This is a genomic window from Pantoea agglomerans (assembly GCF_020149765.1).
GTDB classification, from domain to species: Bacteria; Pseudomonadota; Gammaproteobacteria; order Enterobacterales; family Enterobacteriaceae; genus Pantoea; species Pantoea alvi.
This window is the reverse complement of sequence record NZ_CP083809.1, coordinates 3,006,586-3,032,385: the sequence shown is the minus strand read 5'-3', so window position 1 is coordinate 3,032,385 and position 25,800 is coordinate 3,006,586. Positions and strand designations below refer to the sequence as shown.

The following is a 25,800-nucleotide window of genomic DNA, read 5'->3' as shown; positions in this document are numbered from 1 at the left end:
CTCTTTAGTGAACCATCATGTTGTAGTTGAGGTTCCACATAATCCACAGCGAGCCAACCACGACGATCAGAATAATGACCGCCGAGAAGACGATGGCTACCATGTTCCAGCCGCCTTCAGACTTAGTGTCCAGATGCAGGAAGTAGATCAGGTGAACAACGACCTGGATAACTGCGCAGGCAACCACGACGCCCAGGGTCATACCTTGAGATGACTCGCCGCTCATCACCATCCAGAACGGAATACCGGTCAGGATGACAGAGAGGATGAAGCCGATCATGTAGGACTTCACGCTGCTGTGCGGAACAACATTTCCGTTAGCTGAATGACTCATTACATGACTCCCATCAGATAGACAATGGTAAATACGCAGATCCACACCACATCCAGGAAGTGCCAGAACAGGCTCAGGCAGAGGATACGAGTATGGTTAGTCGACGTCAGCCCACGTTTGGCAATCTGGAACATCAGCACCAGCATCCAGATCAGGCCGCAGGTAACGTGCAGACCGTGGGTGCCTACCAGGGTAAAGAAGCCTGACAGGAAGCCGCTGCGATTCGGGCCGAAGCCTTCTTCGATCAGATGATGGAACTCATAGATCTCCATGCAGATAAAGCCAAGACCGAACAGGAAAGTCAGCGCCAGCCAGCTAAGGACCGAGCTTTTCTTGTCGTGGTTCATGGCGATAACCGCCATACCGTAGGTGATGGAGCTCAGCAGCAGCAGCGCTGTTTCGCCCAGAACGAACGGCAGTTCGAAGATGTCTTTGCCTGCCGGGCCACCGGCAGTGCTGTTGACCATAACCGCATAGGTCGCAAACAGGGTTGCGAAGATAATGCAGTCACTCATCAGGTAGATCCAGAAGCCAAAGACCTTATTGGCTCCTGCATCGTGATGCCCATGCTCCGCATGGGCGTCGTGGTGGTGTTTTGTCAGAGTTTCAGTCGACATTATTTCAGACCCGCTTTGCTAATATCGTCAAAGTGCTGCTTTTCGATCTTCTCAATCTCGGCAACCGGAACGTAGTAGTCCACGTCTTCGTCGAAGCTCTTCACAATCCAGGTCACGATCATGCCCAGGAAGCTCAGGCCAGCCAGCCACCAGATATGCCAGATGGCGGCAAAACCGAATACCGTTGCGAAGGCTGCGATCACGATAGCCGCGCCGCTGTTCTTCGGCATATGAATCTCTTCATATTTCGCCGGCTGCTTGTACGCTTCGCCTTTCTCTTTCATTTCCCAGAACGCGTCGCGCTCGTGGATATGCGGGATAGTGGCAAAGTTGTAGAACGGCGGCGGTGAAGAGGTTGCCCACTCCAGCGTACGACCGCCCCACGGGTCACCGGTCAGATCGCGGTTCTGATGACGGTCACGCACAGAGACGTAGAACATGATGACCTGGCTGATGATACCGCACGCGATCAGCGCTGCACCCACTGCGGCAACAACCAGCAGAGAGTGGAACTGCGGATCGATATCCTGGCTCAGACGACGGGTCATCCCCATGAAGCCCAGCACGTAGAGCGGCATAAAGGCAACGAAGAAGCCGATGATCCAGAACCAGAAGGCGCGTTTGCCCCAGGTTTCGTTCAGGGTAAAGCCGAAGGCTTTCGGGAACCAGTAGGTCACGCCAGCCATACAACCGAATACCACGCCGCCGATGATGACGTTATGGAAGTGCGCAATCAGGAACAGGCTGTTGTGCAGCACGAAGTCTGCGCCCGGCACCGCCAGCAGAACGCCGGTCATACCACCGACAGAGAAGGTGACCAGGAAGCCTACGGTCCACAGCATGGCAGAGTGCATCACGATGCGACCCTGATACATGGTGAACAGCCAGTTAAAGATTTTCACACCGGTCGGGATGGCGATAATCATCGTCATAATACCGAAGAAGGCGTTAACGTTCGCGCCCGCACCCATGGTGAAGAAGTGGTGCAGCCAGACGATGAACGACAGTACGGTGATGGCGATAGTTGCCCAAACCAGTGAGGTGTAGCCAAACAGACGCTTTTTCGAGAAGGTCGCAGTGACTTCAGAGAAGACGCCAAATACCGGCAGAACCAGGATGTACACTTCCGGATGACCCCAGACCCAGATCAGGTTGACGTACATCATCATGTTACCGCCCATATCATTGGTAAAGAAATGGAAGCCAAGGTAACGATCAAGCGTCAACAGCGCCAGGGTCACGGTCAGAACCGGGAACGCAGCGATAATCAGGACGTTGGTGCAAAGAGAAGCCCAGGTAAATACCGGCATTTTGAACAGGTCCATGCCCGGCGCACGCATCTTCAGAATGGTCACGAAGAAGTTGATACCGGTCAGCGTGGTCCCGATACCGGAAAGCTGGAGACTCCAGATCCAGTAGTCGACCCCGACGCCAGGACTGTACTCCGCGCCTGAAAGCGGCGGATAGGCCAGCCAGCCGGTCTGTGCAAACTCGCCCACGCCCAGCGACAGGTTAACCAGGATCACACCGACCGCGGTAAACCAGAAGCTCAGGTTGTTCAGGAACGGGAATGCAACGTCGCGCGCGCCGATTTGCAGCGGAACCGCGATGTTCATCAGACCTACCACGAAAGGCATCGCCACGAAGAAGATCATAATCACGCCGTGCGCGGTAAAGATCTGGTCGTAGTGGTGCGGTGGAAGTATGCCAGCTTCCCCGGCGGAAGCCATTACCTGCTGGGTACGCATCATGATGGCATCGGCGAAGCCGCGCAGCAGCATGACGAACGCCATGATGATATACATGATACCCAGTTTTTTATGGTCGACGGAGGTGAGCCATTCCGACCACAGGTACTGCCATTTACCAAAGTAGGTTAGGGCAGCGATGATTGCCAGACCACCAATGATGATCCCGGCAACCGTAACCATGATAATCGGCTCATGGTACGGCACTGCATCCAGTGTTAATTTTCCGAACATCGTATTATTCCTCGGCTCCCGCGGAAGCGGTATGACTCATGTCCATGCCTTCGTGCTGAGACATGTCCATTTTCCCGTGGCTGGTCATGAACTTAGCAATAACTTGCTTGAACAGTTCAGGATTCGCTGAAGAGAAATATTCCACCGGATGATTTTCGCTTGGTACGGCAACTTTCTCGAAATCTTCCATAGTGGTCAGCGTGTTAGGCGCCGCTTTAACTTTGGCGACCCACTGCTGGAACTCCGCATCGTCCTTGGTTGCAATGGCTTTGAACTTCATACCAGAGAAACCTCGACCACTGAAGTTCGAGGAAATACCGTCGAACGTCCCCGGCTCATTGGCGATCAGGTGCAGTTTGGTCTGCATGCCCGCCATGGCGTAGATCTGGCTGCCGAGCGTTGGAATAAAGAAGGAGTTCATAACGGAGTTAGAGGTAATTTTGAAGCTCACCGGCGTGTTAGCCGGGAAAGCGATCTGGTTAACGGTGGCAATACCCTGTTCCGGGTAGATGAACAACCATTTCCAGTCCAGCGCCACCACTTGGATCTCAACCGGTTTAACGTCGGAGGCCAGCGGTTTGCTCGGCTCCAGCGCGTGGGTTGATTTCCAGGTCAGCACGCCGAGGAAGAGAATGATCAGGATCGGAATGGTCCAGACCACGGCTTCGACTTTGTTAGAGTGCGACCAGTTAGGGCTGTACTTCGCTTCAGTGTTGGATGCACGATATTTCCATGCAAACATCACCGCCATCAAGATTGCGGGAATAACGACGATCAACATCAAGCCAAAGGCTGTCAGAATCAACGAACGTTGCTCAAGTGCAATCTGTCCCTTGGGATTTAACAACGCATTATCGCAGCCACTCATTAACAAAGTGCCTGCAATTAATGACAAAATCCCCAAACTTTTATTGTATTTCCTGAGTCTCATTTAACGACCTCAATGACAAAGGGCTTATTGTCGTTTAAGTGTGCGCGCATTTTACGGGAAGGTTTATGCAGTGTAAACCAGCATAAGGATGTGTCAGCAGCGTGTTGACACCTTTTGCTAAGGGTGTCACAGATGTTGCCTGGGGTGATAAATTATTAACTGCGACAAGCAGTTGGCACTAATATAACAAAAACCAATGAAAGTATCCTTAAAGAAATCAGGGAAAGAATAACCCTTACTTTTGATACTCAATTCTTTAACAAATCTGCATCATTTGTGTGATGAAATTTATACAATATAATTGCGCACCGGTTTTTAATATGTTCGCTAAATGCCAAAACTGGATCTTAATATTTCCAGGAAAATAACACTGGATGACAAATTTTAACTTTTGCCGCCCCTGAAGGCGGCTGGTTTAATTGCTTTGCGAAATAATACCTGAAGTTAATGAACAGGGCTACGCTGCCGCACTTTTTCGCTGCGCCCTGTAGTCAAGCGCCACGCCGCCGCAGACTGCCAGTGCCAGCAGCGCCATGCCGGTTTCAAACAGCGCGCCCGGCACGCTCTGCAGCAGCCCCAGCGCCTGGCACGCCAGCGCCGTCAGCCAGAGGGCGATAAAAAGGCATCCGAGGCAGAACAGGCGCGTCGTCCAGCGATAGCCGGCGGCAAAGCAGGTGCGGGGTAGAAAGCGTTCACGGGTTTGCGCCTCGTTCAGGGTGTCGCGGCAGAGCAGCAGCAGCAGCAGACCCGGCAGCGCTGCCAGCACGGTGAAAGCATAGAAAGTGGGCCAGCCCCAGAGCTCGACCAGCCAGCCAGCCGCCGGGCCGACGTAGACGCGGCCTACCGCCGACAGCGCCGACAGCAGAGCGAACTGGGTGGCAGAGAATGACTTGTTGCACAGCGTCATCAGCAGCGCAACGAAAGCCGCCGTGCCCATACCGCCGCACAGATTCTCCACAAAGACCGCGCTGGCCATGCTCCACAAGTGCTGTGGCGTCATCGCCAGCAGCCAGTAGGCGAAGTTTGAGAGCGCCTGCAGCACGCCGAAAATCAGCAGGGCGCGGAACAGGCTCAGGCGCTGCATCAGCACGCCGCCGTAGAGCGCGCCGATAATGGTCGCCAGCAGGCCGAGCGTTTTATTGACCAGCCCGACGTCGCCGGCGTTAAAGCCGACGCCGCGGATCAGGAAGGTCGTGGTCAGCGAGGCGGCGAAAGCGTCGCCCAGCTTATAAAGAACGATAAGCGTAATAAGCAGCCAGGCGTTGTTGCGCTGGAAAAAATCTTTTAGCGGCAGCGATACCGCCTCGCGCAGCGAGTGCGGCGTGGAGGCGCGCGTGTCGGGCTCGCTCGCCATCAGGGTAGCGATAAGCGCGGGCAGCATCAGCAGCGCCATCAGCCAGTAGGTTGCCTGCCAGCCGAGATAGCGATCCGCCAGCCAGAGTGCGAGCCCGCCTGAAACCAGCATCGCCAGCCGGTAGCCCAGCACGGTGATTGCGGCGCCGCTGCCGCGCTCTTCCGGCGGCAGCACGTCGGTTTTCCACGCGTCGAAAACAATATCCTGCGAAGCGGAGCAGAAGGCGACCAGCACCGCCAGCGCGGCGAGCAGCGTCAGGTCACGTCCGGGCTGCATAAAGCCCATAGCGACGATGCCGGCGATCAGCGCCAGCTGCGTCAGCAGCAGCCAGCCGCGGCGGCGACCGAGAAACGGCGGCGTAAAGCGGTCCATAACCGGCGACCAGAGAAACTTAAAGACGTACGCCTGGCCCACCAGCGAAAAGAAGCCGATGGTTTTGAGATCGACATTTTCTACCGTCATCCACGCCTGCAGCGTGCCGGCGGTCAGCGCCAGCGGCAGGCCTGAAGCAAAGCCGAGCAGCAGTAAGACGGCGGCGTTTCGTTGGGTGAAGATGCGAAGATAGTGATTCATGCTGACCCTGAAGCGATGCCCGGCGGTGCGCCGGGCATACAGTACGGCGGATTAGTGCGCGTTCTGCTTGATGAAGTTGTTGATGCTGGTGTCCTGTGCCATATCGGAGATCACATCGCCCAGCGTCGAGTTCACCGCTTTGGTGATCTTGTCGTTGGTCGCGCTAAATGCGCCTTCGACGCTGTAGGTCTGGCGATAGTTTTTCACCTGCTTATTGCCATTTTTCGCGGTGGCGATAATCGAAATATCCGCTTTGGTCGTGATGCTGTAGCGCACGTTGCCCTGGGTAACGTCTGCATAGAGGTTGTTTACCACGATCTGCAGATCAACAGCGCCTTCCGGGCCGATCATATAGCCGCGTGCGGTCATCTGTTTCTCCAGCACTTCCTGCAGCAGGAAGCGCAGGTCGCGCGACGGGGTCAGGGTCACCAGCTGGCCGTCGCGATTGACTTTCGCCAGCGCCTGGTCGCTGCGCTGATCGGCGCCGTTGATGCTGACGGTCACGCCCATCAGGCTCGGATCCTGCTGGGGCAGCTCGATTTTCGGCTGAATGGTCAACGTATTGCTGTTAGTGGCGCAGCCGGCCAAAATGAACGCGGCCAGCAGGGGAAATAACAGTTTTTTCAACATGCTTATTCTCATTAATGGTGTGGGTTGGTTTGCAAAAACTGCGGCCATCATAGCATTGCGCGGCGGTGAAAAAAGCCCTCGCGAGGGGGAAATTCGCGCTAACCGCCTTTTTTATACCCTAAGAAAAACCGGGGCATTGACCGCCTTTCTCGCTGCGCTATCATGCTGGTCGGTTTAGAGGGCGGTGGAAATATTTTCACACATTTGTGCGGGTACGCCTGAAAAGCTACTAATATTTAACCAGATGGGGCACAGCGCTCGCCATTGAGGAAAGAGACGATGATTCGCGAACAGATTGAAGAGAAGCTGCGCCTGGCTTTTGAGCCGGCTCATCTGGAAGTGCATGACGAAAGCTATCGTCACAATGTTCCGGCGGGTTCAGAAAGCCATTTCAAGGTGGTTATCGTCAGCGACGTCTTTGCTGGCCAGCGCTTTCTGGCGCGTCACCGGGCGATTTATGGCGAGCTGGCCGCTGAACTGGCTGGCAGCGTACACGCGCTGGCGCTGCATACCTACACCCTGAAAGAGTGGGAAGGGCTGCAGGATACCGTACTCGCCTCACCAAACTGCCGCGGCGCCGGCACCCTTGCCTGATCTCTCCACATTTAAAAAACGGCCTGCGGGCCGTTTTTTTTTATTATTTAGCGATAAACGCGATCTCCGGCGCAAAAAAGCAGCAAACCCGTTAAAAAGTGGTGAGTTTACAGCCTCGACTCACCAGGGCGATGCCGCTATAATGCTGCGTCTATTTTTCCGGAATGTCTTCGGGACGCTTCTGGTGACAGGGATCAGGTTCTCTTAATGGAAGCCGTCCCGGTTGTTGGATACGGCGCATTGCATAATGTGTGGTGTCTGAAGTTGACCGAGCACGCGATTTTTTGAGGTAACAAGATGACAGTTTCAGTAGAAACCACGCAGGGTCTGGGCCGTCGCATTACGATTACTGTCCCCGCTGACAGCATCGAAAGCGCAGTGAAGAAAGAACTGGTGGAAGTGGCGAAAAAAGTCCGTATCGATGGTTTCCGTAAAGGCAAAGTGCCGGCCAATATCATTGCACAGCGCTACGGCGCTTCCGTTCGCCAGGACGTACTGGGCGAGCTGATGACGCGCAACTTCGTTGACGCCATCATCAAAGAAAAAATCAACCCGGCTGGCGCGCCAAACTACGTGCCGGGCGAGTATAAAGAAGGCGAAGATTTTACCTACGCCGTTGAATTCGAAGTCTACCCGGAAGTTGAACTGCAGGGTCTGGACAGCATCGAAGTTGAAAAACCGCTGGTAGAAGTGACCGACGCTGACGTCGACGCCATGCTGGACACCCTGCGCAAGCAGCAGGCCAACTGGAAAGAGAGCGATGCGGCAGCGACTGCTGAAGATCGCGCGACCATCGACTTCACCGGCTCTGTAGACGGCGAAGAGTTCGAAGGCGGCAAAGCCTCTGACTTCGTGCTGGCGATGGGCCAGGGCCGTATGATCCCGGGCTTCGAAGAGGGCATCGTGGGTCATAAAGCGGGCGAAACGTTCACCATCGACGTGAAATTCCCGGAAGACTACCACGCGGAAAACCTGAAAGGGAAAGACGCGAAGTTCGAGATCGTGCTGAAGAAAGTTGAAACGCGCGAGCTGCCGGAGCTGACCGAAGATTTCATCAAGCGTTTCGGCGTGGAAGATGGTTCAATCGAAGGTCTGCGCGCTGAAGTGCGTAAAAACATGGACCGCGAGCTGAAAGGCGCTATCCGCAACCGCGTGAAAACCCAGGCGATCGACGGTCTGGTGAAAGCCAACGACATCGACGTGCCAGCTGCCCTGATCGACAGCGAAATCGACGTGCTGCGTCGCCAGGCTGCACAGCGCTTCGGCGGCAACGAGAAGCAAGCGCTGGAACTGCCGCGCGAGCTGTTCGAAGAGCAGGCGAAACGCCGTGTGGTTGTTGGTCTGCTGCTGGGCGAAGTGATTCGCACCCATGAGCTGAAGGCTGACGAAGCGCGCGTTAACGCACTGATCGAAGAGATGGCCTCTGCTTACGAAGATCCGCAGGAAGTAATCGAGTTCTACAGCAAGAACAACGAGCTGATGAACAACATGCGCAACGTTGCGCTGGAAGAGCAGGCGGTCGAAGCCGTTCTGGAAAAAGCGAAAGTGACTGAGAAAGCGACCAGCTTCCAGGAACTGATGAATCAGACCACCGCTGCCTGATCGCTGATTTAACCAGAAGTGCTAAGCCCGCGGCTGCAAAGTCGCGGGCTTTTTTGTTTTTCCGGCACCATCGCCTCTTATCCGCCGCTATTCGCTTAATAAATCGGCAAATTATTCACGTTGCGCTTTTTCCCGGTTAGCGAATAGAGAAAAGGTTGTTATGCTTGAAACAGCAGGGCAGTATCCCCAGATTGAGGGAGTATGCAGAAGAGAGTTAGACTGGCTGATTAACCGTCCTTGAAGGTGTCGGAAACGGAGCGGAGCAGCGCTAAGCGTGCTCGCTTCAGAAACAATCGGTACAGAATGTAGCCAATGAACTATATCCAGGAGACGGTAATGTCATACAGTGGCGATCGTGAATTTACTGCGCCGCGCAATGCGCTGGTGCCCATGGTGGTTGAACAGACTTCGCGCGGCGAGCGTTCCTACGACATCTATTCTCGCCTGCTGAAAGAGCGCGTCATCTTCCTGACCGGTCAGGTTGAAGATCACATGGCCAATCTGATCGTGGCGCAGATGCTGTTTCTGGAAGCGGAAAACCCTGAGAAAGATATCTATCTCTATATTAACTCCCCGGGCGGCGTCATCACCGCGGGCATGTCGATTTACGACACCATGAAATTTATCAAGCCTGACGTCAGCACTATCTGTATGGGCCAGGCCTGTTCTATGGGCGCGTTCCTGCTGACCGCCGGCACTAAAGGCAAGCGCTTCTGCCTGCCGAACTCGCGCGTGATGATCCACCAGCCGCTGGGCGGCTATCAGGGCCAGGCGACCGACATTGAGATTCATGCGAAAGAGATTCTGAAAGTGAAACAGCGCATGAATGAGCTGATGGCGGAGCATACCGGCAAGTCGCTGGAAGAAATTGAGCGCGATACCGAGCGTGACCGTTTCCTCTCGGCGAGTGAAGCGGTAGAGTATGGTTTAGTCGACTCCGTCCTGACACATCGCGAATAAGACTCATCTGCCCGTCTCCTTACGCTATAGTTAGTGGGAAACGGGTTTGAGTTGAATGAATATTGGCCGTGTTCGCACGGCCTGCGCCGTACGCCTGTATGGCCTGAGAACAAGAAGAGGTTAACTGATGACAGATAAGCGCAAAGACGGTTCAGGTAAGTTGCTGTACTGCTCTTTTTGCGGCAAAAGCCAGCATGAAGTGCGTAAGCTGATTGCCGGGCCGTCAGTGTATATCTGCGACGAATGTGTCGATCTGTGCAATGACATCATTCGCGAAGAGATTAAAGAAGTTGCCCCGCATCGCGAACGTAGCGCGCTGCCTACGCCGCACGAAATCCGCCATCACCTCGATGATTATGTTATCGGCCAGGAAAAGGCGAAAAAAGTGCTGGCGGTTGCGGTGTACAACCACTACAAACGCCTGCGCAACGGCGATACCAGCAACGGCATTGAGCTGGGTAAAAGTAACATCCTGCTGATCGGGCCGACCGGTAGCGGTAAAACCCTGCTGGCAGAGACGCTGGCGCGCCTGCTGGATGTGCCTTTCACCATGGCTGACGCCACCACGCTGACCGAAGCGGGCTACGTGGGCGAAGATGTGGAAAACATCATCCAGAAGCTGCTGCAGAAGTGCGACTACGACGTGCAGAAAGCGCAGCGCGGCATCGTCTACATCGATGAGATCGATAAAATCTCGCGTAAGTCGGATAACCCGTCGATTACCCGCGACGTCTCCGGCGAAGGCGTGCAGCAGGCGCTGCTGAAGCTGATTGAAGGCACCGTGGCGGCAGTTCCACCGCAGGGCGGCCGCAAGCATCCGCAGCAGGAGTTTTTGCAGGTAGATACCTCAAAAATTCTGTTTATCTGCGGCGGCGCGTTCGCGGGCCTGGATAAAGTCATCTCCCAGCGCGTGGAAACCGGCTCCGGCATCGGCTTCGGCGCCACGGTGAAAGGCAAATCGGAAAAAGCGAGCGAAGGCGAGCTGCTCTCTCAGGTTGAGCCTGAAGATCTGATCAAATTTGGCCTGATCCCGGAATTCATTGGTCGTCTGCCGGTCGTTGCGACGCTCAACGAGCTGAGTGAAGAGGCGCTGATCCAGATCCTGCGCGAGCCGAAAAACGCTCTGACCAAACAGTACCAGGCGTTGTTCAACCTGGAAGGCGTTGAGCTGGAGTTCCGTGACGAAGCCCTGACCGCCATCGCCAAAAAAGCGATGTCGCGTAAAACCGGTGCGCGTGGTCTGCGTTCTATCGTTGAAGGCGCGCTGCTGGAAACCATGTATGACCTGCCTTCTATGGAAGACGTGGAAAAAGTGGTAATCGACGAGTCGGTTATCGAAGGCCAGTCAGAGCCGATGCTGATCTACGGCAAGCATGAAGCCCAGGCATCTGGCGAATAATTCGCCACCGCAAGGGCGTTGATATTATTAAAAAAGGGGAAAATTCTTTCCCCTTTTGTTTTTCTCACTCTCATGACGTTGAATGTCGGACGATCATCCCCATATACTCATAATCCTGTGGGTTTAACTGCACATTCCCTGCATTATGCGGTGCCCATCACCTGGCGGACACTAACTAAGAGAGAGCTCTATGAATCCTGAGCGTTCTGAACGCATTGAAATCCCCGTGTTGCCTCTGCGCGACGTGGTGGTTTATCCGCACATGGTAATTCCGTTGTTTGTTGGTCGGGAAAAATCGATTCGTTGCCTTGAAGCGGCGATGGATCATGACAAGAAGATCATGCTGGTTGCCCAGAAAGAGGCTTCAACGGATGAACCTGGCATTAACGATCTCTTCTCTGTAGGGACCGTAGCCTCTGTGCTGCAGATGCTAAAACTGCCTGACGGCACCGTAAAAGTTTTAGTCGAAGGCCTGCAGCGCGCACATATCACCACCCTCGCGGATAATGGCGACCATTTTACCGCGCAGGCGGAGTACCTGATCTCGCCGGAAATCGAAGAGCGCGAGCAGGAAGTGCTGGTACGTACGGCGATCAATCAGTTTGAAGGCTATATCAAGCTGAACAAAAAGATCCCGCCGGAAGTGCTCACCTCGCTGAACAATATCGACGATGCGGCGCGTCTTGCCGACACCGTTGCGGCGCATATGCCGCTGAAATTAGCCGATAAACAGTCAGTGCTGGAGATGTCAGACGTGAACGAGCGTCTGGAATATCTTATGGCAATGATGGAATCGGAAATCGATCTGCTGCAGGTTGAGAAGCGCATTCGCAACCGCGTGAAAAAGCAGATGGAGAAGAGCCAGCGCGAGTATTACCTGAATGAGCAGATGAAGGCCATTCAGAAAGAGCTGGGCGAAATGGACGACGTGCCGGATGAGTACGAAGCCCTGAAGCGCAAAATCGACGCGGCGAAAATGCCGACCGAAGCGCGTGAAAAAGCCGAAGCCGAGCTGCAAAAGTTAAAAATGATGTCGCCGATGTCCGCCGAAGCAACGGTGGTGCGCGGCTATATCGACTGGATGGTTCAGGTGCCGTGGAACGCGCGCAGCAAGGTCAAGAAAGACCTGCGCAAAGCCCAGGAGACGCTGGACACTGACCACTACGGCCTGGAGCGCGTCAAAGACCGTATCCTGGAATATCTCGCCGTACAGAGTCGCGTCAGCAAAATCAAAGGCCCAATCCTCTGTCTGGTGGGACCGCCGGGCGTGGGTAAAACCTCGCTGGGTCAGTCTATCGCCAAAGCGACCGGCCGTAAGTATGTGCGTATGGCGCTGGGCGGCGTGCGTGATGAAGCGGAAATCCGTGGTCACCGTCGTACCTACATCGGTTCTATGCCTGGTAAACTGATCCAGAAAATGGCGAAGGTCGGGGTGAAAAACCCGCTGTTCCTGCTGGACGAGATCGACAAAATGTCATCCGACATGCGTGGCGATCCCGCTTCCGCGCTGCTGGAAGTGCTCGATCCCGAGCAGAACATCGCCTTTAACGATCACTACCTCGAAGTGGATTACGATCTCTCCGACGTGATGTTCGTTGCCACCTCTAACTCCATGAACATTCCGGCACCGCTGCTGGACCGTATGGAAGTGATTCGCCTCTCTGGTTACACCGAGGATGAGAAGCTCAATATCGCCAGACAGCATCTGCTGCCGAAGCAGATTGAGCGTAACGCCCTGAAGCAGAGCGAAATCGTGGTTGAAGACAGCGCCATCGTCGGCATCATTCGCTACTACACCCGCGAAGCGGGCGTGCGTAGCCTGGAGCGCGAACTGTCGAAGCTGTGCCGTAAGGCGGTGAAAGCGCTGCTGCTGAATAAAGAGCAGAAGCACATCACCATCAACGGCGATAACCTCAAGGATTACCTGGGGGTACAGCGCTTCGACTATGGCCGTGCCGAAAGCGAAAACCGCGTCGGCCAGGTCACCGGTCTTGCGTGGACCGAAGTCGGCGGCGATCTGCTGACCATCGAAACCGCCTGCGTACCGGGCAAGGGCAAGCTGACCTACACGGGCTCGCTGGGCGAAGTGATGCAGGAGTCGATCCAGGCGGCGCTGACGGTAGTGCGCGCGCGCGCCGAGAAGCTGGGTATCAACGGCGATTTCTACGAGAAGCGCGACATCCACGTTCACGTACCGGAAGGTGCGACACCGAAGGATGGCCCGAGCGCCGGTATCGCGATGTGTACCGCGCTGGTCTCCTGCCTGACCGGCAACCCGGTGCGCTCCGACGTGGCGATGACCGGTGAGATCACGCTGCGTGGTCAGGTACTGCCGATCGGCGGCCTGAAAGAGAAGCTGCTGGCGGCCCATCGCGGTGGTATTAAAGTGGTGCTGATCCCGGACGATAATAAACGCGATCTGGAAGAGATTCCGGCTAACGTTATCGCCGATCTGGAGATCCATCCGGTGAAACGCATTGAAGAAGTATTAGGCCTTGCGCTGGAAAACGCCCCTTACGGCATGCAGGTTGCTACCGCAAAATAGTGATTAGTGACATAAAGCATTAAAAAGCGAAGCTGGCAGGCCAATGAGCGCTTGCCAGCTTTTTTTAGTGCCGTTAATTTAGGGGGCTGCGGATTCAGCGATTAAGATGAATTCCGTTGTTTCGGCTCAACAGGCTTGATATAACGTGCTGCGCATTCGTATCCGCCGGGACGCGCGGATATGAAGTGAATAATAAAAGAGGGGATGAAGAGAGTGAATAAGTCACAGTTGATCGACAAAATTGCTGCAGACGCTGACATTTCTAAAGCAGCAGCGGGACGTGTTTTGGACGCATTCACCAGTTCTGTTTCCGACGCGCTGAAAGGCGGCGACGAAGTGGCTCTGGTGGGCTTTGGCACTTTCTCCGTACGCGAGCGTGCCGCACGTACCGGCCGCAACCCGCAGACTGGCAAAGAGATCACTATTGCCGCAGGTAAAGTGCCGGGCTTCCGCGCCGGTAAAGCGCTGAAAGACGCTGTCAACGCCTGACAACGCACCCGTCCGCGGCGGCATTTTCTTCCGTGGACTAGAGGACGGTTCAAGCGTTCTCATGTAACATACGGGCACATCAAATTTGATGTGCCTTTTTTATTCGGATCCGGGGATAAATCGCGCTAAGACTTGTCTCAACAGGGGTGAAGCTGCCAGGCTAAACGGCAGTTGCGTAACGACCTTTATCCGACAGGCGTTGCGCCCGAGATTGATATCCACACTACAGCGGAGCGTTGTCATACCATGATGGACAATTTACGCGCGGCGTCGAATCATGTCGTGCTCAAGGTTATTTTGGGGTTGATTATTCTCTCCTTCGTGCTGACCGGCGTTGGCAACTACCTTATCGGCGGCGGCAGCGATTACGCCGCTAAAGTCAACGGACAGGAGATCAGCCGCGCGCAGCTCGATCAGGCGTTCAACAACGAGCGCAGCCGCCAGCAGCAGATGCTGGGCGACCAGTTCTCTCAGCTGGCCGGCAACGACGGCTTTATGCAGCAGATGCGTCAGCAGGCGCTGTCTCAGCTGGTAGACCAGGCGCTGCTCGATCAGTACATCAACGAGCTGCACATTGTTATCAGCGACGATCAGGTTAAGCAGGCGATTTTCGCGCAGCAGGCGTTCCAGACCAACGGCAAATTCGACAACGCTAAATATAACGGTTTGCTGAGCAGCATGGGCTTTACCGCCGATCGCTACGCGGAAGCACTGCGTAAGCAGCTGGCGACCCAGCAGCTGATCAACGCCGTTGCCAATACCGACTTTATGCTGAAAGGCGAAACCAGCAAGCTGGTGGATCTGGTGTCGCAGAAGCGCGACATTCGTCAGGCGACCATCGACGTGAATGCACTGGCGACGAAACAAACCGCTACCGACGACGAAATCGCGCAGTACTATCAGCAGCATAAAAACAGCTTTATGGCGCCGGAGCAGTTCCGCGTCAGCTATATCAAAATGGATGCCGCCAGCATGCAGGCTAACGTCAGCGATGCGGATATTCAGAATTGGTACGACCAGCATAAAGCGGACTACACCCAGCCGCAGCGCAACCGCTACAGCATTATCCAGACCAAAACCGAAGCGGACGCCAGCGCTATCCTGGCGCAGCTGAAGGGTGGGGCGGACTTCGCCGCGCTGGCGAAAAGCAAATCGATCGATCCTATCTCCGCGCGTAAGGGCGGCGATATGGGCTGGCTCGAGCCGGGCACCACGCCGGACGAGCTGAAAAACGCCGGACTGACGCAGAAAGGCCAGCTTTCGGGCGTGATTAAATCGTCAGTCGGTTTCCTGGTGGTGCGCCTCGACGATATCCAGCCGGAGCAGATTAAACCGCTGGCCGAGGTGCGCGACGCGGTGGCTGATAAAGCGAAGCAGGAGAAAGCCGTTGACGCCTTCTACCAGCAGCAGCAGAAAGTAAGCGAAGCAGCGAGCAACGACAATGAGTCGCTGGCCGGTGCCGCGCAGGCTTCCGGCCTGAAAGTGGTTGAGACTGGCTGGTTCAGCCGCGACAGCGTGCCGCAGGAGCTGAACTTCGACGCAGTGAAAAACGCGGTGTTCAACGGCGGTCTGACCGGCCAGAACGGCGCGCCGGGCAACAACTCTGACGTCATCACCGTAGACGGCGACCGCGCATTCGTGCTGCGCATCAGCGAGCATAAGCCTGAGGCGGTCAAACCGCTGGATGAGGTAAAAGCGCAGATCGCCGACACGCTGAAGCATGATAAAGCGGAACAGCAGGCGAAGGCGCAGGCGGATAAGCTGCTGGCCGATCTTAAAGCTGGTAAGCAGGAGGCGCTGAGCGCGGCCGGCCTGACGCTGAGCGCCAGCAAAACCGTCGACCGCAACAGCCAGGATCCGGTGGCGCAGACTGCCTTCAATCTGCCGCAGCCCGTTGACGGTAAAACGTCGTGGGGCGTAAGCGAAGATATGCAGGGCAATGTGGTGCTGGTGGCGCTGGACAAGGTCAGCAGCGGTACGCTGCCGCAGGAGCAGGTAGACGAAATGATTAAAGGCGTGACGCAGAACAACGCGCAGCTGGCGTTTGAAGCGCTGCTCGCTAACCTGCGCAAAGACGCCAAAATCAAATATGGCGCTGCAGCACAAATGCAGTAACGCTCGCAAAAAATTGTTTTGCAGTGAAAAAAGAAAAGGCCGCTTGCGCGGCCTTTTCCATTCATGGATTTTGCCTTTTGAGGCCTTCGCTCTTCTCTGTCACGCTCTCCTGGCTGTTAAACATAAGGAGAAACAGAGCATGTCTAAATCACTATTGTCAGCACTTTGCTTTACCCTCGCGCTTGGCGGCGCACTCGGCTACTCCAGCCTTTCGGCGGCGGAAGAGGCGGAGGTGACGCCAGCCCTTCAGACGCCGCAGACGCAACACGAGAAGATCAGCATCAATGACGCCAGCGCCGAGCAGCTCTCGGCGGCGATGAACGGCGTCGGGCTGAAAAAGGCGCAGGCGATCGTCAGCTACCGCGAGCAGTACGGCCCCTTTACCGCTGTCGAACAGTTGAAGGAGGTGCCGGGCATCGGCAATTCGCTTATCGAGCGTAACGCTGAGCGGCTGAAACTGTGAGCTGAGACGCAACCCTGACGCTTTTGCCGCGCGGCAAAAAGGCTTTTGCTACGCTAAAGAGGTCATACCAGTTAGGTCCTCTTTTACGACAGGAGATGTCAGGCATGCAGACCACCATTAAAGTTCGCGGCTACCACCTCGATGTGTATCAGCACGTCAATAACGCGCGCTATCTGGAATTTCTCGAAGAGGCGCGCTGGCAGTGGCTTGAAGAGGCGGACGCGTTTAACTGGTTGCAGCAGCAGCAGCTGGCGTTCGTGGTGGTGAATATCAATATCAACTACCGTCGTCCGGCCGTGCTGGGCGACGTTCTGGTGATCCACAGCGAAATCACGCAGCTTAACGGAAAAAGCGGCGTGATTACCCAGCGGGTAACGCTTGAGGGAAGCGAAACCCTGGTGGCGGATGCCGCGCTGACCTTTGTCTGCATCGATCTGCGTACGCAGAAAGCGGTCGCGCTGGAGAGCGAGCTGCGCGCGCGGCTGGAAGCCTTCTCTGGCTGAGCGGGCGGCGCGGCACTACCGGGCTGTGCCGCGCCGGCCTCAGGCCAGGCCGCTTTTGCGCTTCATCGCCGCCATCACGGCGTCGCGATCGGCAAGATAGTCGTTCAGGCCGCGCGCGCGCAGATGGCAGGCGGCGCATTCGCCGCAGCCGTCACCCTTGACGCCGTTATAGCAGGTCAGCGTCTCTTCGCGCACCAGCGTCAGGCTCTGCCAGTAGTCGGCCAGCGCCCAGGTCTCTGCTTTGTTGAGCCACATCAGCGGGGTTTCGAAACGCACCTCGCGCGCCATGCCGAGGCTGACCGCATGGTTGAGCGCCTTGACGAACTCGTCGCGGCAGTCGGGATAGCCGGAAAAATCGGTTTCGCACACCCCGGTAATCACCGCCTCCGCTTCGACCTGCCAGGCGTAAACCGACGCCAGCGTCAGAAACAGAATATTGCGTCCCGGCACAAAGGTGCTCGGCAGGCCGCTGGCGGCGGGATCGTAAGAGGGGACCGGAATATTGTCGCGGGTCAGGCTGCTCACCGCCAGCTCGTTCAGCAGGGTAACGTCGAGCACCTTATGGGCGCGCGCGCCCAGCTTCAGCGCCAGCGCGCGCGCAACGTCGATCTCTTCGCGATGGCGCTGACCGTAGTCGAAGGTAACGCAGTGTACTTCGTCATACTGCTGTAACGCCTGAATCAGGCAGGTGGTGGAGTCCTGGCCACCGCTAAATACCACAACGGCTCGTTTCATCATATTGTCCTGGTCGAAAATTTTGCGCCTATGGTAATCACTCTGCGGGCCGCTGAACAGCCTGAAGCGCGGCTTCACGCCGTCAGCGGCGGTGGAACCCAGGCGCGGCTGAAGTCAAACCAGCCCAGGGTATTGAGCTGAATGCCCTCTACGCCTGGCGGCGCGAAGATTTGATAGCGATAGTTAAACAGCGGCAGCAGCAGGCCGTCGCACATCAGGCCGTGGTAGAGCTGATGCAGTGCGGTGCGGCGTGCCTCGGGCTCAGCCAGCTGCTGTATCGCCGACAGCTGCTGGCGCAGACGATGGCTGGTTTCCGTCGGCCACAGCTGGTCGATCTCCAGCCAGCTCGCCAGGGTAAAGAGCGGCGCGTCGCCAATCAGCCGGTCGCCCATTACCAGATCGGCCTGCGCCAGATCCTCAATACGTTGCCAGCTTTTTACGTCGTGAAAGATCAGGGTAAGCTCGCAGCCCTCCGCCAGCAGCAGCTGACGCAGCGCCTGCGCCATTTCATGCAGCTCAACCGGAAGCTGGTAGTGTAGCGTCAGGCGCGGCGGCAGATCCGCCGCCTCATCCTCAATCGCTGGCACCGGCCAGCCCGGCAGCAGCTCTTTGCCTGGCGTAATCAGGCCCTCTTCCAGCGGCAGCTGCGCCACAATGCCGCTTTGCTGCAGCAGGCGGATCAGGCGACGCGCCTGCGCCGGGCTAAAGCCAGCGCGCGGCCGGCAGGCGAGGTAGCAAAAGCCGAGGCTGATGCTGCGGCTGACCGGACGCAGCGATGCCAGATCCGCCGCATCGCCGATGGCGATATGCACCGGATGGCGGCAGCTGGTGCCAAGCGCGCGATCGAACAGCGTCGGCGTAATCCAGTACTCAACCGCCTGCATTAGCGGCAGCTGCAGGTGCCAGCGCCCATGGCTCTCGATACGTACCAGCTCGGGGGTAAAGTGCGCCAGCTTCCACGGGCCGCTGCCGAGGTGTGGCTGCTGCGGATGCGGTAACAAACAGAGCTGATGCGCCAGTCGCCAGGGCAGCCAGTAGTCGCTACGGCTGAGCTGAAAACGCAGCGCCAGCGGATGCGGCGCCTCTACGCTTTCAACCTCCGCCAGCAGGCGTCGCGCGCGGGCGTCCTGCAAAATGCGCTGAAACTGCTCGACCAGCTGCGCGGCCTGCAGCGGCTCGTCGTTATGCCAGAAAAGCTGCGGGCGCAGCCAGAACAGCCAGACGCGGCCCTCGTCGTCGTGCTGCCAGTGATGCGCCAGATCGCCGACCGGCTCGTCTGCTTCAAAACGCGTCAGTCCAGAAAAGAGCTGGCGCGCCAGATGCTGCTCGGCACGACCAACAATCTGCAGCGGCGCGACGGAGTCGAGCGGACGATAGTAGGGGATGCGCAGCACCGGCGCGTCGTTTTGCCACTGTCCCCCCATCAGCGGACGCAGCACATTCACCAGCCGCTCCGGCGCCATATCCAGCACCTGCAGCGCTTCGGCGGCGTTGCCCGCCTGCAGCTGCGTCTGCAACAGCTGTTGCCGCAGCTGCTCGGGGGTGCGGAGAAAGGTCAGCAATCCCAGCTTGCCGCGTCCCGGCTCGCCCTGCCAGCGCAGCCAGCCCGCCTGCTGCCACTGCGACAGCAGAGTGCGCAGGTGGCGGTCGCTGCAAAAGCAGCGGCTGGCCATCTCGGTGACGCAGGTCTGCTGGGGCGCGCCCTGGCTGTGCTGCCACAGGCGCTGGAACTGGTTAAGGCGATTAAGCTGGCGCACAGGAAACCCGGAACAGTTTTCTAAAAGTATTCACTATTAGTTCCGGGATTACCAGGCGATAGTGAACCCAGGTTAATCAACGGGAGAGAGCAATGGCGCGACTTGCCGCATTCGATATGGACGGCACCCTGCTGCTGCCCAGCCACCAGCTGGGTCAGCAGACGTTAAGCAGCCTGCTGGCGCTGCATCAGCGCGACGTGCTGCTGGCCTTCGCCACCGGCCGTCATCTGCTGGAGATGCAGATCCTGCGGCAGCGCATCACGCTGCCCGCCTGGCTGATCACCGGTAACGGCACGCGCGTGCACGATCTGGACGGCAATCTGCTGTTCGCCAGCGACCTCTCCCCCTCGGTGGCGGAAGAGGTGCTGCACAGCCGCTGGGAGAGCACCGCGACGGTACACGTCTTCAATGACGACGGCTGGTTTACCGACGTGCCGGTGCCGCAGATGCTGCAGGCGCACGCGCTGAGCGGCTTTAGCTATCAGCTGCGCGACCTGAAAAGCTTTCCCGCGCATGAGGTCACCAAGATCTGCTTTGTCGACGGCCATGACGCGCTGTGCCAGCTAAAAACGCAGCTGGACGCGGCGCTTGGCGACCGCGCCCATCTCTGTTTCTCGGCGCTGGACTGTCTGGAGGTGCTGCCGCTGAACTGCAACAAAGGCAGCGCGCTCGCCATGCTCTGTCAGCATCTTTCGCTGCCGCTGGCGGAGTGCATGGCCTTCGGCGATGCGATGAACGATCGCGAAATGCTGTCGCTGGTAGGGAAGGGGTTTGTAATGGGCAACGCCATGAGCCAGCTCAAGTCCGCGCTGCCCCATTTGCCGGTTATCGGCCATTGCGAGACACAGGCGGTGTCTCACTATTTAAATCACTGGATGGCGACGCCGCACCTCGCGTATTCCCCCGAATGCTGAGGATTACAGTGAAGCGGACAGGGAGTCCGCAATTTTATTCCAGCTCGCGCTGCCAGCCGCTGATGTCGCCAATCTGCCGCGCCACCCACTTCTCATCGTAGTAGCTGTCGGGATAGCGTTCGCCGCTGTCGCACATCAGCGTCACCAGCGCGCCCCTTTCACCTTTTGCGCGCATCCGCTTCGCCACCTGCATCATGCCCCAGAAATTGGTGCCGGTTGAGGCGCCAGGCTTACGACCGATAATCCGCGCCAGCTTCAGCATCGCCGCCAGCGTGGCACCGTCCGGCACCTTCATCACTTCATCAATCACGTCGGGCATAAAAGAGGGCTCGACGCGCGGCCGGCCGATGCCTTCAATCTGGCTGCCGCGCGGGCTGCGCAGCGTCGCGTCGCGGCTGTGCCAGTAATCGTAAAACACCGAATGCTCTGGATCGACCACCAGCAGCTGCGTAGCGAAGCCCTGATAGCGAATATAGCGGCCCAGCGTCGCCGAGGTGCCGCCGGTGCCGGCCCCCATAATAAGGGTGTGCGGCACGGGGCAGGGCTCGAGCGCCATCTGACGGAAAATACTCTCGGCGATGTTATTATTGCCGCGCCAGTCGGTGGCGCGCTCGGCATAGGTAAACTGATCCATAAAATGGCCGTCCAGCTCGCGCGCCAGCTGCGTTGAGGCGCTATAAAGCTCGCAGGGATCGGTGACGAAATGGCACTGGCCGCCATAGAACGCGATCTGCTCAATTTTGCGCTTCGCGGTGCTTGCCGGCATCACGGCGATAAAGGGCAGGCCGAGCAGCTGTGCGAAGTAGGCCTCCGAGACCGCGGTGCTGCCGGAAGAGGCTTCGATCACCGGCCTGTTCTCTTTGATCCAGCCGTTCGCCAGCCCGTAAAGAAACAGCGAGCGCGCCAGCCGATGCTTCAGGCTGCCGCTGGGATGGGTGCTCTCATCTTTCAGATAAAATTCGATGCCGGGATAATCCGCCAGGCGAAAACGAATCAGGTGGGTTTCGGCGGAGCGCTGAAAGTCCGCGTTGATCTCATTAATGGCGTGGCGAGTCCAGTTACTCATGATGCTATTCCGGCTGAAAAGTTGTGCTGATTGTAAGGCACGGGCAGGAAAAAGAGTTGGCTTTATTCCAGCTATAATGGCGCGTCTGGAGAAAAATATTCTCTCGGAGAGGCAAATGTTAGATAAAACTGACCGTCATCTACTCGATTTACTGCAGCGGGACTGCACGCTGTCGCTGCAGGCGCTGGCGGACGCCGTTAACCTCACCACCACGCCCTGCTGGAAGCGACTGAAAAAGCTGGAGGATGACGGTATTATCCGCGCTCGCGTCGCGCTGCTGGATGCGGAAAAGCTCGGCCTGTCGCTCACCGCCTTTATGTTCGTAAAAACGCAGCAGCACAGTCGCGAATGGTATCAGCGCTTCGTTACGGCGGTGCAGGAGATGCCCGAGGTACTGGCGTTCTACCGTACGGCGGGCGAGTTCGACTATCTGCTGCGCATTCAGGTTGCGGATATGAAGCGTTACGATGACTTTTATAAGCGTCTGGTCAACAGCGTGCCGGGCCTGATCGACGTCACCTCCAGCTTCGCCATGGAGGAGATTAAATACACCACGGCGTTACCCGTTGCCCCCTGAGGCAAAAGAAAGAGAAGAGCGTAGTGCGATTATTCAGCCAGTTAAGTTGGTATTTTATCCGCGAGTGGCGACGCTATCTGGGCGCGATCACTCTCTTAATCATTATCGCTATCCTGCAGCTGCTGCCGCCGCATCTGGTGGGGGTGATTGTCGATGGCGTCACGCACCATACCATGAGCGGCCGCACCATTATGATGTGGATTGGCGTGATGCTGGCTACCGCGCTGGCGACCTATCTGCTGCGCTACGTCTGGCGCGTGCTGCTGTTCGGTGCCTCTTATCAGCTGGCCGTTGAACTGCGCGAAGATTTCTATCGGCAGCTGAGCCGCCAGCATCCCGCTTTTTACCTGCGTCATCGCACCGGGGATCTTATTGCGCGCGCCACCAACGACGTGGATCGCGTGGTGTTCGCCGCCGGCGAAGGGGTGCTGACGCTGGTGGATTCGCTGGTGATGGGCTGCGTGGTGCTGCTGGTGATGAGCCTGCAGATCAGCTGGCAGCTGACGCTGCTGTCGCTGGTGCCGATGCCGATCATGGCGCTGTTTATCCACCGCTACGGCAACCAGCTGCATGACCGCTTTAAGCTGGCGCAGGCGGCGTTCTCCAGCCTGAATGACCAGACGCAGGAGAGCCTTACCAGCATCCGCATGATCAAGGCGTTCGGCCTGGAGTCACATCAGTCGGAGCAGTTTTCCGCCATTGCGCGCGATACCGGCGCGAAAAACCTGCGCGTGGCGCGCGTCGACGCCCGTTTTGACCCCACTATCTACATCGCCATCGGCTTCTCAAACCTGCTGGCGATCGGTGGCGGCAGCTGGATGGTCTGGCATAACCAACTGACGCTTGGCCAGCTTACCAGCTTTGTGATGTACCTCGGGCTGATGATCTGGCCAATGCTGGCGCTGGCGTGGATGTTTAATATCGTCGAGCGCGGCAGCGCCGCCTGGAGCCGCATTGGCGCGCTGCTGGCGGAAGCGCCCGCGGTTGAGGATGGCGATCGGGAACCCCCTGCGGAAGCGGGCGTGCTGCGGGCGGCAATCCGTGAGTTTCGCTACCCCGCCAGCGCGGCGCCGGTGCTGAGCAACCTCAGCTTTGTGCTGAAACCCGGGCAGATGCTTGGCCTTTGCGGCCCGACCGGCAGCGGAAAAAGCACGCTGCTTAGCCTGCTGCAGCGCCATTTCGACCTTGAGCAGGGAGATATTCGCTACCACGATATCCCGCTGACGCAGCTGCGTATCGACAGCTGGCGCAGTCGGCTGGCGGTGGTCAGCCAGACGCCGTTTCTTTTCTCCGACAGCGTGGCGAGCAATATTGCGCTGGGCAAGCCCGACGCCAGCCAGCAAGAGATTGAGCGCGCGGCGAAGCTGGCCTGCGTGCATGAAGATATTCTGCGGCTGCCGCGGGGTTACGAAACCGAAGTCGGCGAGCGCGGCGTGATGCTTTCCGGCGGCCAGAAGCAGCGACTCTCTATTGCGCGCGCCCTGCTGCTCGATGCAGAGATCCTGATTCTCGATGATGCCCTGTCAGCGGTCGACGGCCGCACCGAGCACGATATTCTGCACAACCTGCGTTTGTGGGGCAAAGGGCGCACGCTGATCATCAGCGCGCATCGCCTCTCGGCGCTGTCGGAGGCGAACGAAATTCTGGTGCTGCAGCAGGGCGCGGTCGCTCAGCGCGGCGATCACGACGCGCTGGCGGCGCAGCCGGGCTGGTATCGCGATATGTATCGCTATCAGCAGCTTGAGGCGGCGCTGGATGAAGACGAATCGGCAAAAGGAGCGCGCGATGGCGACCTCTAAACGCTTATGGCCGACGCTGAAGCGGCTGCTCGCCTACGGCAAGCCGTGGCGCAAATCGCTGAGCCTGGCGGTCAGCCTGCTCTGGATCGCCGCCGCGGCCGAGGTGACCGGTCCGGTGCTGGTCAGCTACTTTATCGATAACCTGGTGGCGAAGCATCAGATGCCCTGGGGCATTGTCGCCGGGCTGGTAACGGGCTTTATTCTCCTTCAGCTGCTGGCGGCGGGGCTGCACTATTTCCAGGCGCTGCTGTTTAACCGCGCGGCGATTGGCGTGGTGCAGCAGCTGCGCAGCGACGTTATGGACGCGGCGCTGCGTCAGCCGCTCAGCGCCTTCGACACGCAGCCGGTCGGACAGATTATCTCGCGCGTCACTAACGACACCGAAGTCATCAGGGATCTCTACGTGACGGTGGTGGCGACGGTGCTGCGCAGCGCGGCGCTGATCGGCGCGATGATGGTGGCTATGTTCAGCCTCGACTGGCGCATGGCGCTGGTGGCGATGGCGATCTTCCCGCTGGTGCTGGCAGTGATGCTGATTTACCAGCGCTACAGCACGCCCATCGCGCGCCGGGTGCGCAGCTATCTGGCGGATATCAACAACGGCTTTAACGAAGTGATCAACGGCATGAGCGTGATCCAGCAGTTTCGGCAGCAGGCGCGCTTCGGCGAGCGTATGAGCCAGGCCAGCCGTTCGCACTATCTGGCGCGCATGCAGACGCTACGGCTCGACGGTTTTCTGCTGCGTCCGCTGCTCAGCCTCTTTTCGGCGATGATCCTCTGCGGGCTGCTGATGCTGTTCAGCTTCACCTCGCCGGGCGTTTTTGAAGTCGGCGTGCTCTATGCGTTTATCACCTATCTTGGCCGCCTCAATGAACCGCTGATCGAACTCACGACGCAGCAGTCGATGCTGCAGCAGGCGGTGGTGTCGGGGGAACGTATTTTCGAGCTGATGGATGCGACGCAGCAGCGCTACGGCAGCGACGATAGCCCGCTGGCGTCGGGACGCATCTCGCTGCGTCAGCTGAGCTTCGCCTATCGCGCCGATCGCGACGTGCTGAGCGATATCAACCTGGAGGTGCCAGCGCGCAGTTTTGTGGCGCTGGTCGGCCACACCGGCAGCGGCAAAAGCACGCTGGCCAGTTTGCTGATGGGCTACTACCCGGCGACGCGCGGCGAAATATGGCTGGACGATCGTCCCATCGGCCAGCTCAGTCATCAGACGCTGCGCCGCGGTATCGCCATGGTGCAGCAGGATCCGGTGGTGCTGGCGGACAGCCTGCTGGCTAACGTACGCCTTGGCCGCGATATCAGCGAAGAGGCGGTCTGGCAGGCGCTGGAGCAGGTGCAGCTCGCCTCGCTGGCGCGCGCGCTGCCCGAGGGCATTCATACGCGACTGGGGGAGCAGGGCAATAACCTGTCGGTCGGGCAGAAGCAGCTGCTGGCGCTGGCGCGCGTGCTGGTGGAGATGCCGCAGATTCTGATCCTCGACGAGGCGACCGCCAATATTGACTCCGGCACCGAGCAGGCGATTCAGCAGACGCTGCGCAGGCTGCGCCAGCACACCACGCTGGTCGTTATCGCCCATCGTCTGTCGACCATTACCGAGGCTGATACCATTCTGGTGCTGCATCGCGGTCAGGTTGTGGAGCAGGGCGATCACGCCGCGCTGCTGGCGCGGCAGGGGCGCTACTGGCAGATGTATCAGCTGCAGCAGGCGGGCGATGAACTCGCGTCGGGCAAAACCGTCGCCGCCGTAGAGTAATTTGCACCTTTTTTGCGCGCATTTATCAGAATGTTCCCTATCGCTGCACTTCTTTGAGGCCATCAGCACCAAAGAAGTGCAGCTGCGTGACTATCCCGT

At 57.8% G+C, this 25,800-nt stretch carries 22 protein-coding genes; 13 read left to right on the top strand and 9 right to left on the bottom strand.

Annotated elements, in window-relative coordinates; all coding sequences use genetic code 11:
- Positions 1-4 precede the first annotated feature (4 nt).
- The 6 genes from LB453_RS17300 to LB453_RS17275 form a co-directional block, all read right to left on the bottom strand.
- Positions 5-334: a cytochrome o ubiquinol oxidase subunit IV gene (locus LB453_RS17300; protein WP_103795099.1), complete on the bottom strand. Its 330-nt coding sequence runs from the start codon at positions 332-334 to the stop codon at positions 5-7.
- Positions 334-951: a cytochrome o ubiquinol oxidase subunit III gene (locus tag LB453_RS17295; RefSeq protein WP_033752718.1), complete on the bottom strand. Its 618-nt coding sequence runs from the start codon at positions 949-951 to the stop codon at positions 334-336. Before LB453_RS17295 ends, LB453_RS17300 begins: the two co-directional genes overlap by 1 nt.
- Positions 951-2,933, bottom strand: a complete 1,983-nt coding sequence (cyoB, locus tag LB453_RS17290; protein ID WP_224481533.1) for a cytochrome o ubiquinol oxidase subunit I — start codon at positions 2,931-2,933, stop codon at positions 951-953. The genes LB453_RS17295 and cyoB overlap by 1 nt, the downstream gene beginning before the upstream one ends.
- A 4-nt stretch (positions 2,934-2,937) precedes the next feature.
- Positions 2,938-3,864 carry a cytochrome o ubiquinol oxidase subunit II gene (gene cyoA / locus LB453_RS17285; protein WP_103795097.1) on the bottom strand — a complete coding sequence of 309 codons (927 nt, stop codon included), beginning with the start codon at positions 3,862-3,864 and terminating at the stop codon, positions 2,938-2,940.
- A gap of 457 nt (positions 3,865-4,321) precedes the next feature.
- Entirely contained in the window at positions 4,322-5,791 is a 1,470-nt protein-coding gene (gene ampG / locus LB453_RS17280; RefSeq protein ID WP_103795096.1) for a muropeptide MFS transporter AmpG, read from the bottom strand.
- Between the two features lie 51 nt (positions 5,792-5,842).
- Positions 5,843-6,421, bottom strand: coding sequence for a lipoprotein (locus tag LB453_RS17275; protein ID WP_103795095.1), 579 nt, complete (start codon positions 6,419-6,421; stop codon positions 5,843-5,845).
- 279 nt (positions 6,422-6,700) lie between these two features.
- Here LB453_RS17275 and bolA point away from each other — a divergent pair, with 279 nt between their 5' ends.
- The 9 genes from bolA (at position 6,701) to LB453_RS17230 (ending at position 17,091) form a co-directional block, all read left to right on the top strand.
- Complete coding sequence (gene bolA, locus LB453_RS17270; RefSeq protein WP_033752711.1) at positions 6,701-7,015, top strand: transcriptional regulator BolA; 315 nt, start codon at positions 6,701-6,703, stop codon at positions 7,013-7,015.
- 297 nt (positions 7,016-7,312) lie between these two features.
- On the top strand, positions 7,313-8,617 hold the full coding sequence (tig, locus tag LB453_RS17265; RefSeq protein ID WP_103795094.1) for a trigger factor: 1,305 nt from the start codon (positions 7,313-7,315) through the stop codon (positions 8,615-8,617).
- A gap of 336 nt (positions 8,618-8,953) precedes the next feature.
- A complete protein-coding gene (clpP, locus tag LB453_RS17260; RefSeq protein WP_033752709.1) occupies positions 8,954-9,577 on the top strand; it encodes an ATP-dependent Clp endopeptidase proteolytic subunit ClpP in 624 nt (207 codons plus the stop codon).
- Between the two features lie 127 nt (positions 9,578-9,704).
- Complete coding sequence (gene clpX, locus LB453_RS17255; protein ID WP_033752707.1) at positions 9,705-10,976, top strand: ATP-dependent protease ATP-binding subunit ClpX; 1,272 nt, start codon at positions 9,705-9,707, stop codon at positions 10,974-10,976.
- A gap of 190 nt (positions 10,977-11,166) precedes the next feature.
- Complete coding sequence (gene lon / locus LB453_RS17250) at positions 11,167-13,521, top strand: endopeptidase La (RefSeq protein ID WP_103795093.1); 2,355 nt, start codon at positions 11,167-11,169, stop codon at positions 13,519-13,521.
- 213 nt (positions 13,522-13,734) lie between these two features.
- Positions 13,735-14,010 carry a nucleoid-associated protein HU-beta gene (hupB, locus tag LB453_RS17245; RefSeq protein ID WP_033752705.1) on the top strand — a complete coding sequence of 92 codons (276 nt, stop codon included), beginning with the start codon at positions 13,735-13,737 and terminating at the stop codon, positions 14,008-14,010.
- 246 nt (positions 14,011-14,256) lie between these two features.
- Positions 14,257-16,125: a peptidylprolyl isomerase gene (gene ppiD, locus LB453_RS17240; protein ID WP_103795092.1), complete on the top strand. Its 1,869-nt coding sequence runs from the start codon at positions 14,257-14,259 to the stop codon at positions 16,123-16,125.
- Positions 16,126-16,264: 139 nt separating this feature from the next.
- Positions 16,265-16,588 carry a ComEA family DNA-binding protein gene (locus LB453_RS17235; protein WP_103795091.1) on the top strand — a complete coding sequence of 108 codons (324 nt, stop codon included), beginning with the start codon at positions 16,265-16,267 and terminating at the stop codon, positions 16,586-16,588.
- Between the two features lie 104 nt (positions 16,589-16,692).
- Positions 16,693-17,091 (top strand): YbgC/FadM family acyl-CoA thioesterase, encoded by a 399-nt coding sequence (locus tag LB453_RS17230; RefSeq protein WP_158253388.1) that lies wholly within the window; start codon positions 16,693-16,695, stop codon positions 17,089-17,091.
- Positions 17,092-17,130: 39 nt separating this feature from the next.
- On the opposite strand, the gene queC is transcribed toward LB453_RS17230, so the two are convergent.
- Together queC and LB453_RS17220 are read right to left on the bottom strand one after the other, a co-directional pair.
- Positions 17,131-17,826 carry a 7-cyano-7-deazaguanine synthase QueC gene (gene queC / locus LB453_RS17225; RefSeq protein WP_103795274.1) on the bottom strand — a complete coding sequence of 232 codons (696 nt, stop codon included), beginning with the start codon at positions 17,824-17,826 and terminating at the stop codon, positions 17,131-17,133.
- A 74-nt stretch (positions 17,827-17,900) separates the two neighbouring features.
- Complete coding sequence (locus LB453_RS17220; protein ID WP_103795089.1) at positions 17,901-19,583, bottom strand: SgrR family transcriptional regulator; 1,683 nt, start codon at positions 19,581-19,583, stop codon at positions 17,901-17,903.
- 92 nt (positions 19,584-19,675) lie between these two features.
- Here LB453_RS17220 and cof point away from each other — a divergent pair, with 92 nt between their 5' ends.
- Entirely contained in the window at positions 19,676-20,497 is an 822-nt protein-coding gene (gene cof, locus LB453_RS17215) for an HMP-PP phosphatase (protein WP_103795088.1), read from the top strand.
- A 34-nt stretch (positions 20,498-20,531) separates the two neighbouring features.
- On the opposite strand, the gene LB453_RS17210 is transcribed toward cof, so the two are convergent.
- Complete coding sequence (locus LB453_RS17210; RefSeq protein ID WP_224481532.1) at positions 20,532-21,563, bottom strand: PLP-dependent cysteine synthase family protein; 1,032 nt, start codon at positions 21,561-21,563, stop codon at positions 20,532-20,534.
- Between the two features lie 115 nt (positions 21,564-21,678).
- Between LB453_RS17210 and LB453_RS17205 the strand changes: the two genes are divergently transcribed.
- From LB453_RS17205 to LB453_RS17195, 3 genes are read left to right on the top strand one after another with little or no spacing between them, the layout of a single operon-like run.
- Positions 21,679-22,140 carry an Lrp/AsnC family transcriptional regulator gene (locus tag LB453_RS17205; protein WP_103795273.1) on the top strand — a complete coding sequence of 154 codons (462 nt, stop codon included), beginning with the start codon at positions 21,679-21,681 and terminating at the stop codon, positions 22,138-22,140.
- A 23-nt stretch (positions 22,141-22,163) separates the two neighbouring features.
- Entirely contained in the window at positions 22,164-23,939 is a 1,776-nt protein-coding gene (locus tag LB453_RS17200; protein WP_103795086.1) for a SmdA family multidrug ABC transporter permease/ATP-binding protein, read from the top strand.
- A complete protein-coding gene (locus LB453_RS17195) occupies positions 23,926-25,701 on the top strand; it encodes a SmdB family multidrug efflux ABC transporter permease/ATP-binding protein (protein WP_103795085.1) in 1,776 nt (591 codons plus the stop codon). The genes LB453_RS17200 and LB453_RS17195 overlap by 14 nt, the downstream gene beginning before the upstream one ends.
- Positions 25,702-25,800: the final 99 nt, after the last annotated feature.

What these genes read in the sequence shown, in the direction of transcription:
- LB453_RS17300 (WP_103795099.1), bottom strand. Translation starts at nt 334, where the DNA reads ATGAGTCATTCAGCTAACGGAAATGTTGTTCCGCACAGCAGCGTGAAG.
- LB453_RS17295 (WP_033752718.1), bottom strand. Translation starts at nt 951, where the DNA reads ATGTCGACTGAAACTCTGACAAAACACCACCACGACGCCCATGCGGAG.
- cyoB (WP_224481533.1), bottom strand. Translation starts at nt 2,933, where the DNA reads ATGTTCGGAAAATTAACACTGGATGCAGTGCCGTACCATGAGCCGATT.
- cyoA (WP_103795097.1), bottom strand. Translation starts at nt 3,864, where the DNA reads ATGAGACTCAGGAAATACAATAAAAGTTTGGGGATTTTGTCATTAATT.
- ampG (WP_103795096.1), bottom strand. Translation starts at nt 5,791, where the DNA reads ATGAATCACTATCTTCGCATCTTCACCCAACGAAACGCCGCCGTCTTA.
- LB453_RS17275 (WP_103795095.1), bottom strand. Translation starts at nt 6,421, where the DNA reads ATGTTGAAAAAACTGTTATTTCCCCTGCTGGCCGCGTTCATTTTGGCC.
- bolA (WP_033752711.1), top strand. Translation starts at nt 6,701, where the DNA reads ATGATTCGCGAACAGATTGAAGAGAAGCTGCGCCTGGCTTTTGAGCCG.
- tig (WP_103795094.1), top strand. Translation starts at nt 7,313, where the DNA reads ATGACAGTTTCAGTAGAAACCACGCAGGGTCTGGGCCGTCGCATTACG.
- clpP (WP_033752709.1), top strand. Translation starts at nt 8,954, where the DNA reads ATGTCATACAGTGGCGATCGTGAATTTACTGCGCCGCGCAATGCGCTG.
- clpX (WP_033752707.1), top strand. Translation starts at nt 9,705, where the DNA reads ATGACAGATAAGCGCAAAGACGGTTCAGGTAAGTTGCTGTACTGCTCT.
- lon (WP_103795093.1), top strand. Translation starts at nt 11,167, where the DNA reads ATGAATCCTGAGCGTTCTGAACGCATTGAAATCCCCGTGTTGCCTCTG.
- ppiD (WP_103795092.1), top strand. Translation starts at nt 14,257, where the DNA reads ATGATGGACAATTTACGCGCGGCGTCGAATCATGTCGTGCTCAAGGTT.
- LB453_RS17235 (WP_103795091.1), top strand. Translation starts at nt 16,265, where the DNA reads ATGTCTAAATCACTATTGTCAGCACTTTGCTTTACCCTCGCGCTTGGC.
- LB453_RS17230 (WP_158253388.1), top strand. Translation starts at nt 16,693, where the DNA reads ATGCAGACCACCATTAAAGTTCGCGGCTACCACCTCGATGTGTATCAG.
- queC (WP_103795274.1), bottom strand. Translation starts at nt 17,826, where the DNA reads ATGAAACGAGCCGTTGTGGTATTTAGCGGTGGCCAGGACTCCACCACC.
- cof (WP_103795088.1), top strand. Translation starts at nt 19,676, where the DNA reads ATGGCGCGACTTGCCGCATTCGATATGGACGGCACCCTGCTGCTGCCC.
- LB453_RS17210 (WP_224481532.1), bottom strand. Translation starts at nt 21,563, where the DNA reads ATGAGTAACTGGACTCGCCACGCCATTAATGAGATCAACGCGGACTTT.
- LB453_RS17205 (WP_103795273.1), top strand. Translation starts at nt 21,679, where the DNA reads ATGTTAGATAAAACTGACCGTCATCTACTCGATTTACTGCAGCGGGAC.
- LB453_RS17195 (WP_103795085.1), top strand. Translation starts at nt 23,926, where the DNA reads ATGGCGACCTCTAAACGCTTATGGCCGACGCTGAAGCGGCTGCTCGCC.